Source organism: Dietzia sp. 111N12-1 (genome assembly GCF_001658045.1).
GTDB lineage: Bacteria > Actinomycetota > Actinomycetes > Mycobacteriales > Mycobacteriaceae > Dietzia > Dietzia kunjamensis.
The window spans coordinates 1-17115 of the sequence record NZ_LSSV01000002.1 but is presented as its reverse complement, the minus strand read 5'-3'; the positions used below and the strand labels follow the sequence as shown (position 1 = coordinate 17115).

General features: G+C 72.0%; 18 protein-coding genes. 13 read left to right on the top strand and 5 right to left on the bottom strand.

What is annotated here, in order from left to right:
• Positions 1–54: 54 nt before the first annotated feature.
• Together AYO52_RS01465 and AYO52_RS01460 are read right to left on the bottom strand one after the other, a co-directional pair.
• Positions 55–1074: an iron ABC transporter substrate-binding protein gene (locus AYO52_RS01465; RefSeq protein ID WP_067712209.1), complete on the bottom strand. Its 1020-nt coding sequence runs from the start codon at positions 1072–1074 to the stop codon at positions 55–57.
• A gap of 138 nt (positions 1075–1212) precedes the next feature.
• Positions 1213–2619, bottom strand: a complete 1407-nt coding sequence (locus AYO52_RS01460; RefSeq protein ID WP_067712206.1) for an NAD(P)H-quinone dehydrogenase — start codon at positions 2617–2619, stop codon at positions 1213–1215.
• Positions 2620–2769: 150 nt separating this feature from the next.
• On the opposite strand from AYO52_RS01460, the gene AYO52_RS01455 reads away from it, so the two are divergent.
• From AYO52_RS01455 to AYO52_RS01445, 3 genes are read left to right on the top strand one after another with little or no spacing between them, the layout of a single operon-like run.
• Positions 2770–3303, top strand: a complete 534-nt coding sequence (locus AYO52_RS01455; RefSeq protein ID WP_067712430.1) for a gamma-glutamylcyclotransferase family protein — start codon at positions 2770–2772, stop codon at positions 3301–3303.
• A gap of 5 nt (positions 3304–3308) precedes the next feature.
• On the top strand, positions 3309–4142 hold the full coding sequence (locus AYO52_RS01450; RefSeq protein WP_067712204.1) for a purine-nucleoside phosphorylase: 834 nt from the start codon (positions 3309–3311) through the stop codon (positions 4140–4142).
• 11 nt (positions 4143–4153) lie between these two features.
• Positions 4154–5662, top strand: coding sequence for a phosphomannomutase (locus AYO52_RS01445; RefSeq protein WP_067712201.1), 1509 nt, complete (start codon positions 4154–4156; stop codon positions 5660–5662).
• A 38-nt stretch (positions 5663–5700) separates the two neighbouring features.
• Here the strand turns inward: AYO52_RS01445 and upp are convergent, their stop codons facing one another.
• On the bottom strand, positions 5701–6324 hold the full coding sequence (gene upp / locus AYO52_RS01440) for a uracil phosphoribosyltransferase (protein WP_067712199.1): 624 nt from the start codon (positions 6322–6324) through the stop codon (positions 5701–5703).
• A 112-nt stretch (positions 6325–6436) separates the two neighbouring features.
• On the opposite strand from upp, the gene AYO52_RS01435 reads away from it, so the two are divergent.
• From AYO52_RS01435 to AYO52_RS01415, 5 genes are read left to right on the top strand one after another with little or no spacing between them, the layout of a single operon-like run.
• Entirely contained in the window at positions 6437–6793 is a 357-nt protein-coding gene (locus AYO52_RS01435) for a type VII secretion target (protein ID WP_067712196.1), read from the top strand.
• A 4-nt stretch (positions 6794–6797) separates the two neighbouring features.
• A complete protein-coding gene (locus AYO52_RS01430) occupies positions 6798–7994 on the top strand; it encodes a C40 family peptidase (protein WP_067712193.1) in 1197 nt (398 codons plus the stop codon).
• Positions 7994–8260 (top strand): hypothetical protein, encoded by a 267-nt coding sequence (locus AYO52_RS01425; RefSeq protein WP_067712190.1) that lies wholly within the window; start codon positions 7994–7996, stop codon positions 8258–8260. Before AYO52_RS01430 ends, AYO52_RS01425 begins: the two co-directional genes overlap by 1 nt.
• Positions 8257–8637, top strand: coding sequence for a YbaB/EbfC family nucleoid-associated protein (locus AYO52_RS01420; RefSeq protein WP_067712187.1), 381 nt, complete (start codon positions 8257–8259; stop codon positions 8635–8637). The genes AYO52_RS01425 and AYO52_RS01420 overlap by 4 nt, the downstream gene beginning before the upstream one ends.
• Positions 8638–8661: 24 nt before the next feature.
• Entirely contained in the window at positions 8662–9882 is a 1221-nt protein-coding gene (locus tag AYO52_RS01415) for a primosomal protein (protein WP_182640371.1), read from the top strand.
• Positions 9883–9921: 39 nt separating this feature from the next.
• On the opposite strand, the gene AYO52_RS01410 is transcribed toward AYO52_RS01415, so the two are convergent.
• Together AYO52_RS01410 and AYO52_RS01405 are read right to left on the bottom strand one after the other, a co-directional pair.
• The gene (locus AYO52_RS01410; protein ID WP_082923681.1) at positions 9922–11220 is read right to left on the bottom strand and encodes a thymidine phosphorylase; all 1299 of its coding nucleotides are present in this window, start codon (positions 11218–11220) and stop codon (positions 9922–9924) included.
• An 11-nt stretch (positions 11221–11231) separates the two neighbouring features.
• Complete coding sequence (locus tag AYO52_RS01405; RefSeq protein ID WP_067712178.1) at positions 11232–11684, bottom strand: cytidine deaminase; 453 nt, start codon at positions 11682–11684, stop codon at positions 11232–11234.
• A 189-nt stretch (positions 11685–11873) separates the two neighbouring features.
• On the opposite strand from AYO52_RS01405, the gene sdhC reads away from it, so the two are divergent.
• From sdhC to AYO52_RS01380, 5 genes are all read left to right on the top strand, one after another.
• Positions 11874–12281, top strand: coding sequence for a succinate dehydrogenase, cytochrome b556 subunit (gene sdhC / locus AYO52_RS01400; protein WP_082923680.1), 408 nt, complete (start codon positions 11874–11876; stop codon positions 12279–12281).
• A 15-nt stretch (positions 12282–12296) separates the two neighbouring features.
• Entirely contained in the window at positions 12297–12728 is a 432-nt protein-coding gene (locus AYO52_RS01395; protein WP_067712174.1) for a succinate dehydrogenase hydrophobic membrane anchor subunit, read from the top strand.
• Between the two features lie 57 nt (positions 12729–12785).
• Complete coding sequence (gene sdhA, locus AYO52_RS01390) at positions 12786–14555, top strand: succinate dehydrogenase flavoprotein subunit (protein ID WP_067712170.1); 1770 nt, start codon at positions 12786–12788, stop codon at positions 14553–14555.
• Positions 14555–15346 carry a succinate dehydrogenase iron-sulfur subunit gene (locus AYO52_RS01385; RefSeq protein WP_067712166.1) on the top strand — a complete coding sequence of 264 codons (792 nt, stop codon included), beginning with the start codon at positions 14555–14557 and terminating at the stop codon, positions 15344–15346. The genes sdhA and AYO52_RS01385 overlap by 1 nt, the downstream gene beginning before the upstream one ends.
• A gap of 359 nt (positions 15347–15705) precedes the next feature.
• Entirely contained in the window at positions 15706–17103 is a 1398-nt protein-coding gene (locus tag AYO52_RS01380) for a D-alanyl-D-alanine carboxypeptidase family protein (RefSeq protein ID WP_067712163.1), read from the top strand.
• Positions 17104–17115 lie beyond the last annotated feature (12 nt).

Sequence of the window (17115 nt, the reverse complement as noted above, 5' to 3'; positions counted from 1 at the left end):
CCGAGGAGGGGCCGGCCGCCGCGCAGTCGCGTCAGCAGGTCGATGTCCGGTCCGTCAGATCATGCCGACGCGGGCGAGCATGGCCTGCGTCTGCTCGAGACCGTCCAGCTGACCGAGGTCGATGTCCGGGCCGCCGAGCGTGTCCAGCGGAGGGAGGCCGGCCGCGTCCGTGGCGATCCCCGGGACCACGGGGTACTCGCTTGTCTCCTCGACGAAATATGTCTGGGCCGGCTCGGCCAGGAACGCCTCGACGACGCGGCGGGCGTCGTCGGGGCGGTCCGTGGAGGCGAGGATCGCGACGCCCGCCACGTTGACCAGCGCACCCGGATCGCCCTGCGCCATGTACTTCACGCGGGCGCGCATGTTCTCCGCACCCTTCTCCGCGGCCGAGTTGTACCAGTAGTAGTGGTTGGTCAGACCGAGTTCGACGGTGCCCGCGTCGACGGCCTGCAGGAGCGCGTTGTTGTTCTCGAAGGTCTGCGGGTCGTTGGCGAGGAAGTCCCGCAGCCACTGCTCGGCGGCCTCGTCGCCCCGGTCCACCCGCAGCGCCGTGACGAAGGACTGGAACGACGCGTTGGTGGGCGCGTAGCCCACGCGCCCCTTCCACTCGGGGGCCAGGACCGCGTCGATGGTGTCGGGCACCTCGGCCTCGTCCAGTGTCCGGGAGTCGTAGATCAGGACGCGCGCCCGCAGGCTGGTCGCGACCCAGGTGCCGTCCGCCGCGCGGTATTCCGCGGGGACGGCCTCGGTCACGGACTCGTCGAACTGCTGCAGCAGGCCCGCGTTGTCGAGGGCACCGAGGGCCCCGGCGTCCTGTGAGAAGAACACGTCCGCGGGGCTGGCCTCCCCCTCCTCCGCGATCTGCGCCGCCATCTCCGGGGTGGAGGCGTACCGCACCTCGATGTCCACCCCGGTGGAGTCCGAGATCTGCTCGATCAGCGGGGCCACGAGGCTCTCGCTGCGACCGGAGTAGAGCACCAGTGCATCCGATTCGTCGGAGTCCGAGGTGCAGGCCGCCAGCCCGAGTACGAGGGATCCGGCGGCGGCCAGGGCTGCAACACGACGCAGCTTCATTGTGGCTCCTTAGCGGTTCCCGACGCCGTGTCGTCGACGTCGACGGAGCTTAGCCTAACCTGAACGGCCCTTCCGGACAGTGCGCAGGGCACGCGACATCGTCTCCATCGCACCGGATGCCGGGGCGCCGGATGCCTGTCAGTCGAGGTCGTCGTGGCGCATGAGCTGGCGCGCCGCCTCGGTGATCGTGCCCGTCATCGACGGGTAGACCGAGAACGAGCCCGCGAGATCGCCCACCGTGAGCTGGTTCCGCACCGCCACCGAGATCGGCAGGATGAGCTCGGAGGCGGTGGGGGCGACGACCACGCCGCCGACCACCACGCCCGACGCCGGGCGACAGAAGAGCTTGACGAACCCGCGGCGCAGGCTGCGCATCTTGGCCCGGGGGTTGCCTGCCAGCGGCATGACCTCCACGCGCGCCGGCACCTCGCCGCTCTCGATCTGCGCGTGCGAGATGCCGACGGTGGCGATCTCCGGCCGGGTGAACACCGCCGAGGCCACGGTCTTGAGCTTGATGGGGCTGACGCCCTCGCCCAGCGCGTGGTACATCGCGATGCGCCCCTGCATGGCGGCCACGGAGGCGAGCGGGAACAAGTCGGTGCAGTCGCCGCCGGCGTAGATGCCCGGCGCGGTGGTACGCGAGACGCGGTCGACCTTGATGTGGCCGCTGCGCTGCAACTCGACACCGGCGCTCTCCAGTCCGAGGCCCTCGGTGTTGGGCACGGAACCGACGCAGATGAGGGCGTGGGACCCCTTGACCGTGCGACCGTCCCCGAGGCGGACGATGATTCCGTCCTGGAAGTGCTCGACCGCGTCGGCGCGCGCGTGCTTGACCAGCGAGACGCCCCGCTCACTGAGCGCCTCCTCCAGCACCAGGGCGGCGTCGGCGTCCTCGTGCGGCAGCACACGGTCGCGGCTGGAGACCATGGTGACCTTGACACCCATCTCCGTGAACGCCGAGACGAACTCGGCACCGGTCACACCCGATCCCACCACCACGAGGTGCGTCGGGAGCACGGTGAGGTCGTAGAGTTGACGCCAGTTGAGGATCCGCTCGCCGTCGGGCTCCGCGCCCGAGATCACGCGGGGGCTGGACCCGGTGGCCACCAGGACCACGTCGGCGTCGAAGATCTTCTCCTGGCCGTCATCGAACGTCACGGCCACCCGGTGGGAGGCCATGCCGGGCTGGGAGTCGTGCAGACGGGCCCGTCCGGACAGCAGCCGCACGCCCTCGCGCTGGAGTTGCGACCGGATGTCCGCGGACTGGGCGCGCGCCAGGGACTTGACCCGGCCGTTGACCTGACCCAGCTTGTAGGCGGTGGGATCGAAGTGCGCCTGGACGCCCATCTCCTCGGCCCGGCGCATGTCCGTGCGCACGCCGGTGGTGGCGATGAACGTCTTGGACGGCACGCAGTCACTCAGGACACAGTTGCCGCCGATGCCGTCGGAGTCGACGATCGTGACGTCCGCACCGTACTGGGCCGCGACCAGCGCGGCCTCGTAGCCGGCGGGGCCGCCGCCGATGATGATGATGCGTTGCGTCACATGTCCTCCACGGCTCACAGGGGTAAGGGCCGGGCGCCGCAGCCCGCTGTGGCGGATCGCGTCACGTCCGCCGTACACGGTAGTCGAACGCCACGATCGGGGACGCCGGGACATCTGGCCGCCACCGCCGAAGGGGCTAGGGTTGTGGGCGTGCCTCTCTACGCCGCGTACGGGACGAACATGTATCCCGATCAGATGAACACCCGCGCGCCGCACTCGCCCTTCGCGGGGACGGGTTGGCTCGAGGGCTGGCGCCTGACCTTCGCCGGGGACGACCCCACGTGGGAGGGTGCCGTCGCCACCGTCGTCGAGGACCCGGACTCCAGGGTGTTCGTGGTGCTCTACGACGTCCCCGACGAGGACGTCCGCGCCCTCGACCGCTGGGAGGGCACGGACCGGATGCCCGCCCGCAAGATCCGGGTCCGCATCACGCGCCGGCCCACCGTGCCCGACGGTCCCCCGGTCGACGCGCAGGAGTCCGAGTTCGCCGTGGACATCGCCCCGGCCGGCACCGACGACACCGTGCTCGCATGGCTGTACGTGATGGACGCCTTCGAGGGAGGTCTGCCGTCCGCGCGCTACCTCGGCCTGCTCGCGGACGCCGCCGAGTGCGCGGGGGCCCCCGAGAAGTACGTGCACGAATTGCGCACCCGCCCGTCGCGCAACGTCGGCCCCGGCGCCTGACGCGGATGGCGCCCCTGCTGACGCCCACCGACGAGGCCCGCGCGGCCGCCGCCCGGATCGCCGACCTGAGTGGCCGCGGGCACCACGACGTGGCCCTGGTCCTGGGGTCGGGCTGGTCCGAGGTCGTGACCGGACTCGCCGACCCGGGCTCCGCCGTGACCATCGCCCCCGCCGACCTCCCCGGGTTCGCCACCCCCGCGGTCGCCGGGCACCGCGGGACCGTCACCAGTTGCCTGGTCGACGGGGTGCCGCTGCTGTCCGTGGCCGGGCGCACCCACCTCTACGAGGGCCGGGGTACCGGACCCGTCGTGCACCCCGCCCACGTCGCGGCCGCCGCCGGAGCGCGGGCGCTCGTGCTCACCAACGCCGCCGGCGGGCTGCGGGACGACCTCGCCGTCGGTGACCTCGTCCTCATCCGCGACCACCTCAACCTCACCGCTCGCTCGCCGCTCACCGGGCCGCTGTTCGTGGACATGGTCGACGCCTACTCCCCACGCCTGCGCGCGGCGGCCGCCGACGCGATGGCCGCGGTGGACGTGGGCCGCCCCTCCGAGGGCGTCTACGCCGCCATGCCCGGCCCCCAGTACGAGACCCCGGCCGAGATCAACATGCTCCGCACCCTCGGCGCCGACCTCGTGGGCATGTCGACGGTGCCCGAGACCATCACCGCCCGCGGGCTGGGCCTCGACGTGGTCGCGGTGTCGCTCGTGACCAACCTCGCCGCCGGCGTCACCGGGCAGCCGCTGGACCATTCGGAGGTGCTCGCCGCCGGAGCCGCCGGATCCGCCCGCCTCACCGGGGCCCTGCGCGCCCTCGTCCCCGCCGTCGCCCGCTGCTGAGGGGCACACCCGTGACCGCGCCCGTTCCCGATCCCGCACCGCTGACCTTCGGCACCGCGGGCGTCCGCGCTCCCCTGGGGCCGGGGCCCGGCCGGATGAACGACGAGACGGTCACCCTCGTGGCCACCGCCGTCGCCCGGTACCTGCGGGAACATGAACCAGCCGGGTCGACGGTCATCGTGGGCGGGGACGCCCGGCACGGGTCGGCCCGATTCGTCGACGTGGTGGCTGCGGTGTTGGCGGCGCACGACCTCGTCGTCGTCGTCCCCGGCGCGCCCGTCCCCACCCCGGTGGTGGCCGCGGCGGTCCGCGCGCGCGGCGCGGTGGCCGGGCTCGTCGTGACCGCCTCCCACAACCCCGTGAGCGACAACGGCATCAAGGTCTACGGACGCGGCGGCGCGCAGATCGTGCCGCCGACCGACTCCCGGATCGAGCGGCACCTGCACGCCGCGGTGCGGGAGGGGGTCGCCGTCCCCACGGCCGTACCCGGATCGGTGCGGGTGGACCCCGTGCTCGTCGACGACTACGTGGCCTCCGTCGTCACGGCCCTGCCACGGCCCGCCCGGCCGCCCCGCGTGGCACTGACCCCCGTCCACGGGGTCGGAGGCGATCTCTGCCGCCGCGTCCTGGCCGGGATCGGCGTGCTCGACGTGACGCTGGTGGCCGAGCAGGCGGACCCGGACCCGGACTTCCCCACCGTCGCCTCCCCGAACCCCGAACGGCCCGGGACGACCGCGCGGCTGCTGGAGTTGGCGGCGCGGATCGACGCCGACGTCGCGATCGCGCTCGACCCGGACGCCGACCGGTGCGCCGTGGGGTTCGCCGACCCGGACGGGCGGTGGCGGATGCTCGACGGCGACGAGACGGGCGCGGTGCTCGCCGACCATCTGCTGCGCGCGCCGCTTCCGGGGTCGGCCGCGGGCGACGAGCTCGGTGTGCCGGTCGTCGCGTCGACGATCGTCTCCTCGCGGGTGCCGTCGCTGCTGGTCCCGGCGCGCGGCGGTCGGCACGTGGAGACGCTGACCGGGTTCAAGTGGCTCGTGCGGGCCGGCGAGCCGCTGCGGTACGCCTACGAGGAGGCCATCGGGCACTGTGTCCTGCCGGACGTCGTGGCCGACAAGGACGGGGTCTCGGCGGCCGCGGTGTGGTGCGCGATGGTCGGATCAGGCGGACCGACGGTCGGCGCGCGACTCGACGCATTGGCCACGGAGTTCGGGGCGCACCTCCGGCGCAACGTGTCGCTGCCCCTGGCGGACGACGCGGACCCGGCGGCGGCGCTGAGGCGGGCGGCCGGGCTTCTCACCACCGTCGGCGAGGTCCGACCGCTGGAGGGGACCGCCGGCATCCGCGTGGACTCGGATGGTGCGCGCGCGGTGGTGCGGCCCTCGGGCACGGAGCCGCTGCTCAAGACGTACGTCGAGGCGTGGACCCCGCCCGGGCCCTCCGCGTCGGACCGCCGCGACGCCGCACGCCGGCTCGCGCGGCTCGGTGATGCGGTCGCAGGCGCGGTGGGCGGCTAGCGCTCAGCGCTCGCCGGTGGGCGGTTGGCGGTTGCCGGTTAGCGGGGGCCGAAGAGGCGGTCGCCCGCGTCGCCGAGGCCGGGGACGATGAAGGCGTTCTCGTCGAGGCGCTCGTCGATCGTCGCGGTGACCAGGGTCGCGGCCAGCCCGGAGGCGCGCACCGCCTCGATCCCCTCCGGCGCACACAGGACGCACACCACGGTGACCCCGGTCGCGCCGCGCACCGCGAGCGTCTCCAGCGTCGACACCAGCGATCCGCCCGTCGCGAGCATCGGGTCCAGGACCACGACGTGACGTCCGGCCAGGTCCTCGGGCAGCGAGCACAGGTACGACACCGGCTGGTGGCTCTCCTCGTCGCGCGCGAGGCCGATGAACCCGACCTGCGCGCCCGGCATCAGACGAGTGGCCGGATCCAACAGGCCCAGGCCCGCCCGCAGCACCGGCACCACGAGCGGCACGCCGTCCACCGCGACCGCGGTCGTGTCCGTGATCGGGGTGCTCACGGTGACCTCGGTGGTCGGTACCGACCGGAAGGCCTCGTAGCAGAGCATGGTGCCGAGGGCGTCCATCGCGGCGCGGAACCCGGCCGTGTCGGTGGCGGAGTCGCGCAGCGTACGGAGCCGGTCCCCGACCAGCGGGTGATCCACGACGGTGATGTCCATGCCCGTCAGGATTCCATACGGAGGAAATCCCGGACCGGCTGGAACCGGATCGACTTCTCGACGCGTCGAACCCTGTGACGGGACGAGAGAGAACGACGAGGGGACGCAGGACATGACGGACGGGGCGATCGACGTCCATGTCGACGGTTTACGCGAACTGGGAACGGGGCTGACCACCCTGGCCGACACGCTGGGGGGTGCGCTCGAGGCGGTGGACGGGCTGCCGATCGAGGCGGTGACGCCCGTGGTCGGGCCCGTGGGCGCCGACTTCATGTCCGCGCTCATGGCGGCGACCGCGCGGCACCGCGAGGTGTTGGCCGGGCTCACGCGGGTCACCGACGCCGCCGGGGAGCTCGTGTTGGAGACGGCCAGGCTCTTCGACGAGTCCGACGCCGCCGGCGCTGCGGCGATCGGCGCCGCCGGTGCCGCCGGTGCCGCCGGCGCCGATCTCACCGGGAAGTGGGTGTGATCCGGTGATCGCCGACGCGCTGGCCTACGCCGGCCCCATCAAACAGATCCTCGATCTGCTGTCCGCGGAGGAGTTCGTCCCCGCCGAGGCGCAGGACATCATGCGGCCGGTCAGTGACGGACTCGAGGCCGCGCAGCAACTCGGCCCGCCGCTGGAACGTCTGCTGTCGGAGTCGTGGGACTCCCTGGCCTCCCTGGGGGCCGCGCACTCGATCGCCGAGGTCGGCCGGACGATGGGCGCGCTCGGCGAGTCCGCCGCGGAGATCGCGCGGGTCACCGCCGTGGCCGCTGAGATCGTGGTCCGGGGGACTGTCGAGGTGATAGGGATCGTGCAGCAGTTCCTCGCCCGTGCGGCCGCCATGGGGCCGGCCCTCCTCACCCCGCCGGGACAGGCCGGCCTCCTCGGGCTGGCCGCCGAGCATCTCGCGCGTGGGATCCAGGTGGCCGAGCGGGTCCAGACCGAGCTGAGGGTGCCGACCGCGGAGATGCGGGCCATCGCCGCCGGTATCCCCCCGGCCCCCCGCATGCCGGGCACGGTCGGGGCCGGTTCCGGCACCGGCGGCGCGATCGACGCCACCATGGTCGCCTACACCGAGTCCGGTCCGGACGCGGTCTTCGCTGCGGGCGGCGGCGCGGGCGGCGCGGTCTTGGCTGCGGGCGGCGGCGCGGACGGCGCGGGCGGCGGCTCGTTTGACGGCGGTTCGTTCGACAGTGGCTCGTCGGGTGTCGCGGCGGAGTCCGCCGCCGGGTCCGGGTTCGTGCCCGGGACGGCGGGGTTCGGTGACGCCGGGTCCGGGGTGATCGGCGGCGGAACCGAGGTGACCCTGCCCGACGGCTCGGTCGTCACCGCCCCCAACGAGCAGGCCGCCGGCGCTGTCCGCAACGCGCTCAGTCAGCAGGGTGTGCCGTACGTGTGGGGCGGCACCTCTCCCGGCCAGGGGCTGGACTGCAGTGGCCTGACGCAGTGGGCGTACGGGGACGCCGGTGTGGAGATCCCCCGCCTGGCCCAGGAACAGGGCGTGGGTGTCCAGGTGTCCCCGCAGGACGTCCTGCCCGGTGATCTGCTCGTGTGGGACGGCCACGTCGCCATGTACATCGGCAACGGTCAGATCGTGGAGGCCGGGGACCCTGTAGCGGTGTCCGGGCTCCGCACCGACAATATCGGCATGTCGTTCCACGGCTTCTACCGTCCGACCGGCTGATGGCACCCGACAGCTGTCGGCACACCGACCCGATTACCGGGGTGGTCGCCGAGGTCGGCACCGACGGCGTCCCGGTGGGCCTGGCCCTTCCGGAGGCCCTCCTCGACCGCCCGCCCGCGGAGGTGGCGCGCGCGGTCCTGCGCAGCCTCACCGCGGCCGCGGGCGACGCCCGCGATCTGCTGGAACGCCTCGCCGCCGACGACTGGGACGAGAGGGACTGGGACGAGAGGGACCCGGACGACGAGCCGGGCGGGTCTGTCAGGTGAGCGCCGGAGGACTGGACGTCGAGGCGTTCCTCGATCGTCTGCGCGGGATCGCGACCGAGTGGGAGTCGGCACACGACCAGCTGGAGACCCTGCGCATCTCGACGACCAGCCGGGACCGACTCGCCACCGCGACCGCGGACTCCGGCGGGAGCGTGGTGGACCTCGTGCTGGCGCCCGGGTTGCGCAGGCACGGGTCCGAGGTGGTCGCGGCGTCGATCCTCGAGGCCACGTCGGCTGCCGTGGAGCAGGCCAACACCCGTCGCGCGGAGCTGGTCTCGGGCTCGGTGGCCCTCGCCGTGAGCGGTCGGAGGCGGGCAGCCGAGGACGCCGCCCGTCATCACACCGACCCCGCCCCGGCGGGCCGTGGCACCGCCTGACTAGCCGTGGATATGCTGACCGGCATGGCCAAGGACATCGTCCCGATCGAGCTCGGTCTCCCGGAGGGAGACGTCACGACCCTCTGGGCACCCAGCTGGCGGGAGGACAACGACGACTGGGAGGCGTTCCTCGGGCTGGACGAGGACCTCTACGCCTTCGACTCGACGGCCGAACTCCTCGCCCTGGTCCGCAGCGGCGCGGAGCACGATCTGCAGGACCACCCCTCGTGGGAGGAGTTCGCCGGATCGGACGTGCTCGCCTTCCGCGCCGCCGAGGAGAACTGCTACGACCTCGTCGGCGTCCTCGAGCTCCTCGGGGACGATCCGACCGAGTCGTCGGTCGACGAGATCGATCAGTCCTTCGCGATCGCCCGCTCGATCGGCGAGGTGTGCGAACTGGACACCGTCACCAAGTTCTTCAACGGCAACCCGGTGCTCGCGTCCGTCACGCACGGCATGGACGAGTTCTACGGCCGCGACGGGCTCAAGCTGTGGAAATCCATCCGCAAGACGGTCGCCAAGGGCTGGGACGACGTCCTCGACGCCATCCAGGACGTCATGACCACCCCGGAGATCGACCGCGCCGAGGTCGAGCGTGCGCGCCACGACCTGGAGACCGCCGAGGCCGCGCTCCCCGAGCCGGAGCCGGAGCCCGAGCCCGCCCCGACCGGGTACCCGGAGGGCTCGCTCTGGGAGAGCGTGGGGATCGACCCCGTCAGGATCGTGTTCGCCGACCAGGAGTACCTGAGTCTGCGCTGCTACCTGGGTGACCGGCCGGTGTTCCTCGGCGACGGTGACCAGGCGTACGTCTTCACCAGTGCGCGCGGCCTGTCCCGCTACCTCGCCGACAACGACGACGACACCCTGAGCCGGGTGGCCACCTACGAGCGCGTCAAGATCGCCGCGACCGACGGCAGCCTGGACGTGCACGTCACAGACGACAACGTGTACGTCCTGGCCGGGCTCGACCGCGACATCGAGGTCGGGCCGGAGATGGTGGACTCCGACCAGCTCGGCCTGGCGGTCGAGTTCGTCACCGACCTGGCCAACTACGTCGGCGACGCCGAACTCGAGGCGTCGGTGACCGGGCGCGGGTCGGCGCTACGGCGCTACCTGCACTACGTCCTCAACCCCGACGACGCCAAGCTGCTCGAGCCGACCGCACCCTACGACGACGAGGCGTCCGAGTGGCGTGACCTGGTCGACGACGTCGAGAAGCTCGTCACCACGCCCGACCTCGCCTGATCCGGGGGTGCGTCGCCCCCGGCGTCCGTTCCCGGACGGTCACCAGCCGCGCAGTCGCTCGGTCACCACGCCGGCAGGACCGCGATCCGGGCCCGTCCCGAACGCGGCCGCCACCTCGTCGAGTGCGACCGGCAACCGTGCGGTGTCGCCCGCGTGGACGGTGGCCACCACCTCGCCGACGCGGACGTGTTCGCCCTCGACGCGGTGCAGCATCACGCCCGCGCCCGGGTCGACCGCCTCGCCTGGGCGGGTACGCCCCGCCCCGGACAACCACGACGCGCGACCGACCCCGAGCGCGTCCCACCTGATCGGACCCGACGCCGGGGCCCGCACCTCCTCGACGTGCGCCGCCCGCGGTAGGACCGCGTCCGGGTCCCCGCCCTGCGCGGAGATCATCGCCCGGTAGGAGTCCATGGCCCGCCCGTCCGCCAGCCGGGCACGCGGGTCGGCGTCCGGGATCCCCACCGCGGCGAGCGCCTCGAGCGCCAGCGCGCAGGTCAGGTCGACCATGTCGGCAGGCCCCCCGCCGGCGAGGATCTCGCGCGCCTCGGCCACCTCGAGCGCGTTGCCCACGGCGCGACCGAGGGGCGTGTGGTTGGCGGTCACCAGGGCGCTGGTCCGCACACCGGCGGCGGCGCCGATCCCGACCATCACCCGCGCCAACTCGGCGGCGTCGGCGGGGTCGGCCAGGAACGCGCCGGAACCGAACTTCACGTCCAGCACCAGCGCACCGGTGCCCTCGGCGATCTTCTTGCTCATGATGGACGCCGCGATCATCGGGATGGACGGGACGGTGCCGGTGACGTCCCGCAGCGCGTAGAGGGCCCGGTCGGCGGGGGCGAGGTCCGCCCCGGCGGCGCAGATCACGGCCCCGGTCCGCGTCAGGACGGCCCGCATCTCGTCGGCGTCGAGGTCCGCGCGCCACCCGGGGATCGACTCGAGTTTGTCGAGCGTGCCGCCGGTGTGGCCGAGCCCCCGGCCCGACAGTTGTGGCACCGCCACGTCCCACGTCGCCAACAGCGGTGTCAGGACGAGGGTGATCGCGTCGCCCACGCCGCCGGTGGAGTGCTTGTCGACGGTGGGCACCACCCTGCCGCCGCGGGTCAGGCCGGACAGGTCCATCCGGGTTCCGGAGCCCACCATCGCCGTGGTCCACCGGGAGATCTCCCGCTCGGTCATCCCACGGAAGTAGATCGCCATCGCGAGCGCGGACATCTGCTCGGGCGCGACGACCCCGCGGGTGAACCCGTCGACGATCCAGTCGATCTCGTCGTCGTCGAGCTCCCGCCCGTCCCTCTTCGCCTCGATGATCCGCACGGCGTCGTGTCGCGCGCTCACACCAGATCCACTCACCGCAGGTCCCCCGGTCCGAAGGCGTCCGGGAGGAGCTCGGCGAGGCGCACCGCGCCGCGCGCGGTGTGGACCACCAGCCCGGGGCCGCCGTGTTCGTGCAGGAGTTGTCGGCAGCGTCCGCACGGCGCGAGGGGGTCCCCGGTGTGGGAGACGACGACGAGCTCGAGCAGCCTCCCGCCGCCGGTGCGGTAGAGGTCGGAGACGAGCGAGCACTCGGCGCACAGGGTCAGGCCGTAGGAGGCGTTCTCGACGTTGCACCCGACGACCATCCGTACCCGCCCGTCGGGGTCGCCGGCGGGCGGGTCCACGTCCGGGCCAACGGCCAGCGCGGCGGCCCCCACCCCCAGCCCGGAGTACGGACGGTAGGCACCCCGTGCGGCGGCGAGGGCGGCGTCGGTGAGGCCGGCGACGATCGCGTTGTGTTGTGCTGCGGTTTCGTCCTGGGACACCTGGCTTACCCCTCGGTAACATCTTTTAGGCTTCCCTAACTGGGAGAACCCGCTCGGTCCACGGTACCCACCCTGCTTTCGCCTAGTCAGATCTCAGGTCTAAAGTCCTAGTAGGCGCCCGCTGTGCTCTCGGGCCGGAACGCGCGCCGATGGCATCAGGCCCAGACGATTCGGAGGCACGACAAGCCCATGAGTACTGCGCAGGCGCCGGCGCGTCCGGCCCCCACAAAGAAGCTCAACCTCTACAAGGGTGACCCGGGGATGTGGTCCTGGGTCGCGCACCGCATCTCGGGCGTCGCGATCTTCTTCTTCCTCTTCGTCCACGTGCTCGACACCGCGCTCGTCACGGTGAGCCCGGAGAGTTACAACGCGGTCATCGACACGTACAAGACCCCGATCGTCGGCCTCATGGAGATCGGTCTGGTCGCGCTCGTGCTCTTCCACGCGCTCAACGGTCTCCGGATCGTCCTCATCGACTTCTGGTCGAAGGGCGCCAAGTACCAGCGCCAGATGCTGTGGGCCGTCCTGGCGATCTGGGTCGTGGTGTTCGCCGCGGCCACCGCCCGCCTCCTCTTCCTTCTCTTCCAGCACCTCTAAAGGGGAACGATCACCATGGCAGACGCACCTGTTCTCCAGACGTCCTACGACCGGCCGGCCTCCCTGGCGCAGCCGCGCTCGCCCCGCCTGCGCTCGCGCGGCAACTTCGAACGCTCGGCGTGGATCTTCATGCGCTACTCGGGCGTCGCGCTGGTCATCCTCACGATCGGTCACCTCACCGTCGGTCTGATGATCGACGAGGGCGTCCAACGCATCGACTGGGCGTACGTGGCGGACCGCTGGCAGAGCCCGTTCTGGGCCGTGTGGGACCTCCTCATGCTCTGGCTGGCCATGCTCCACGGCGGCAACGGTGTCCGCACCGTCATCGCGGACTACTCCCGCAAGGACTCGACCCGGTTCTGGCTCAACTCGATCCTGTTCGTCGCCACCGGCCTCGTCCTGGTCCTGGGCACCTACGCCATCTTCGGCCTCGCCTACGACCTCTGACCGCGGCCGTCTTCGTCTGCGGACTTCACTTCTCCGAAAGCGAGCACTGAGTAACCCATGACCGATCGTCAGGTCCACCAGCATCAGTACGACGTCGTGATCGTCGGCGCCGGCGGCGCGGGTATGCGCGCGGCCATCGAGTCGGGCCCGCGTACCCGCACCGCCGTCCTCACCAAGCTCTACCCCACCCGCTCCCACACCGGCGCCGCCCAGGGCGGCATGTGCGCCGCCCTCGCGAACGTCGAGGAGGACAACTGGGAGTGGCACACGTTCGACACGGTCAAGGGTGGCGACTACCTCGTCGACCAGGACGCCGCGGAGATCATGGCCAAGGAGGCCATCACCGCCGTCATCGACCTGGAGAACATGGGCCTGCCGTTCAACCGCACGCCCGAGGGCAAGATCGACCAGCGGCGCTTCGGCGGCCACACCCGTGACCACGGCAAGGCTCCCGTACGTCGCGCCTGCTACGCGGCCGACCGCACCGGTCACATGATCCTGCAGACGCTCTACCAGAACTGCGTCAAGCACAACGTCGAGTTCTTCAACGAGTTCTACGTCCTGGACCTGTGCCTCACCGAGACCCCCGAGGGCCCCGTCGCCACCGGCTGCGTCGCCTACGAGCTCGCCTCCGGCGACCTGCACGTCTTCCACTCCAAGGCCACGGTCTTCGCCACGGGCGGCTCGGGCCGCATGTACAAGACCACGTCCAACGCCCACACCCTCACCGGTGACGGCATGGCCGTGGTCTTCCGCAAGGGCCTTCCGCTGGAGGACATGGAGTTCCACCAGTTCCACCCGACCGGCCTCGCCGGCCTGGGCATCCTCATCTCCGAGGCCGTCCGCGGTGAGGGCGGCATCCTGCGCAACGCGGACGGTGAGCGCTTCATGGAGCGCTACGCCCCCACCATCAAGGACCTCGCCCCGCGTGACATCGTCGCCCGCTCGATGGTCCTGGAGGTCCGCGAGGGCCGCGGCGCCGGCCCCGAGAAGGACTACGTCTACATCGACGTGACCCACCTCGGCGCCGACGTGCTGGAGGAGAAGCTGCCCGACATCACCGAGTTCTCGCGCACCTACCTCGGTGTGGACCCGGTGACCGAGCTCGTGCCGGTCTTCCCCACCTGCCACTACGTCATGGGCGGTATCCCGACCAACGTGCAGGGCGAGGTGCTGCGCAACTCCGAGGACGTCGTCCCCGGCCTCTACGCCGCGGGCGAGTGCGCCTGCGTGTCCGTCCACGGCTCCAACCGTCTGGGCACCAACTCGCTGCTGGACATCAACGTGTTCGGCCGCCGCGCCGGCATCGCCGCCGCCGAGTACGCCGCGGGCCATGACTTCGTCGAGCTGCCCGCCGAGCCCGAGCAGATGGTCCGTGACTGGATGGAGCGCATGCTCGCCCCGCACGGCAGCGAGAACGCCGCGGACATCCGCAGCGAGATGCAGGCCATGATGGACGACAAGGCGTCGGTCTTCCGCACCGAGCAGTCGCTCACCGAGGCCCGTGACGAGCTCCGCGCCCTCAAGGCCCGCTACGCCGACGTCACCGTCTCGGACAAGGGCAAGCGCTTCAACACCGAGCTCCTGGAGGCCGTCGAACTGGGCTTCCTGCTGGAGCTGGCGGAGGTCACGGTCGTCTGTGCCCTCAACCGCAAGGAGTCCCGCGGCGGTCACTCCCGCGAGGACTTCCCGGACCGCGACGACGCCACGTACATGAAACACACGATGGCGTTCAAGGAGGGCGGTCTCGACCTGCTCTCCGACATCCGGCTGGATTGGAAGCCGGTTGTGCAGACCCGCTACGAGCCGATGGAGCGTAAGTACTGATGAGCACCGCAGTCGACACCACCAAGGCCAACGACGGCAAGGACCCCGGCGCCAACCGTCCCGTGCCGCCCGGCTCGACCATGGTCACGCTGAAGATCGCCCGGTTCAACCCGGAGGATCCGGACTCGGCCGGCTGGAAGGAGTACGAGGTCCCGGCGCTGCCGTCCGACCGTCTGCTCAACCTGCTGACGTACGTCAAGAACTACATCGACGGATCGCTGGCGTTCCGTCGATCGTGCGCGCACGGCGTCTGCGGCTCGGACGCCATGCAGGTCAACGGTGTGAACCGCCTGGCGTGCAAGGTTCTGATGAAGGACATGCTCCCGAAGGACGGCAAGCCCGTCACCATCACCATCGCCCCACTGCGCGGGCTGCCGGTGGAGAAGGACCTGTACGTCGACATGGAGCCGTTCTTCAAGTCGTACCGCGACGTGATGCCCTACCTCATCACCTCCGGCAACCAGCCGACCGCCGAGCGCATCCAGTCGCAGACGGACCGGGCCCGCTTCGACGACACCACCAAGTGCATCCTCTGCGCCTGCTGCACGAGTTCCTGCCCGGTGTTCTGGGCCGACGGGTCGTACTTCGGGCCGGCGGCGATCGTCAACGCGCACCGGTTCATCTTCGACTCGCGTGACGAGGGCGCCGCCGATCGGCTGGAGATCCTCAACGACGCCGAGGGGGTGTGGCGTTGCCGCACCACCTTCAACTGCACCGACGCGTGCCCGCGTGGAATCCAGGTGACCAAGGCGATCACGGAGGTCAAGCGCGCGCTGCTGTTCGCGCGCTGATCACCGGGTAGCCACCACGCCGGCGCGCGTCGTTCCGACGTCGCCTCGCAGCACCGGCCGGGGCCGCATTCTCCACAGACGGAGAGTGCGGCCCCTCCGCCGTTTCCTTCCCTCGTGGCCCCGACCCTCCCCGCCGCCCCCGGCATCCGCACACGCGCCTGCCCGCTGCGACCCCAGCCGCACGCCCGGGGCCACAGCCGCACGCCCGGGCCACAGCCGCACGCCGAGATGGCGTCTCGCATGCCCCGGAGCGGGTGCGAGACGCCACCCCGGGGAGCGGCTGCGGGGCGAGCGCGGGTCAGACCCAGGCCAGCGGGTCCGACCCGAGGCGACGTCGACCGGACGTAGACTCGACCTCCGTGACCAGCACCCGACGACGGCCCGTCCAGCGAGCCGCCGGCCTCGTGACCGCAGCCCTCGTCGCACTGGCACCGCTCGCGGCAGCGGCACCCGTGACAGCCGTGGAGCCGGCCCCCGCCGTTCCGCTGACGGAGCCGCCGCCGGCCGCCGTGCTGCCGTCGACCACGTCGCCGTCGTACTTCGACACCCCGCGCGACATCACCGGGTGCCCGTACCGCACCACACCGCCCGCTCCCGTCGACGAGTCCGAGGTCCCGCTCCCCGGGCAGACGTCCCCGACCCCTCCCCCGGTGCCCGACACCCCTCCGGGCGGTGACGGGCTCGCCGGCTGCGAGGTCGTGGCGCCCGACGGATTCGAGGTGCCACGCGACGTCACCGCCAGCGCGTGGCTGGTCTCCGACCTGGACACCGGCCAGATCGTGGCGGCCAAGGACCCGCACGGCCGATACCGCCCCGCGAGCGTGATCAAGACACTGCTCGCCTCCGTCGCGCTGGACTCGCTCGACGTCGACCGGGTCGTGGAGGTCACCGACGCGGACCTCGAGGGGGCCGAGGGCAGCCTCGTGGGCATCGGGCCGGGCGGCGAGTACTCCGTGGGACGGCTCCTCCGCGGCCTGCTCATGGCCTCCGGCAACGACGCCGCGGTGGTCCTGGCGCGGCAGCTGGGGGGCATCGAGGAGACGTGCGCCGCGATGAACGCGCACGCCGTCGCGCTCGGGGCCCGCAGTACGCATGTCGCCACCGTGAACGGCCTCGACGGCCCGGGCATGATGTCCACGGCCTACGACATGTCGCTGATCTTCCGGGACGCGATGGCCCGCCCGGCGTTCGCGGAGATCGTCGCCACCCCGTCCACGGGCTTCCCCGGATACCCCGCTGGTCCGGGCACCGAACCACCGGATCCGGCGGCGGTACCGGAGCACACCGGCCCGACGATGGGCGCGGACGGGGTCCTGATCAACCCCGGCTTCGTGCTGGGCAACGACAACCTGCTGCTCCACAACTACCCGGGCGCGATCGGCGGCAAGACCGGTTTCACCGACGATGCCCGGCACACGTTCATCGGGGCGGCCGAGCGGGACGGTCGGCGGCTCGCGGTGGTGCTGCTCGACGGCACGCGTGTGCCCAGCCCGCCGTGGCAGCAGGCGGCCGCGTTGCTGGACGCGGGGTACGCGGCGGGCGACTCGGACCCTGTGGGCGTGCTCGAGGCCGGGCCGCAGGACTCGACCGATCATGCGACCGAACACCTGGCCGGCGGCCTCGGCGGGGCGGGCACGCCGGAGACGGCGATCGTCGGCGGCTCGGTGCTCGAGCGCTACAGCACGTGGCTGGCGCTGGGCGCGGCGGGACTCGTCGTGGTGGCCGGGGCGGTCCTCACACTGCGGTCACGGAACTAGTGGGCATCTCCG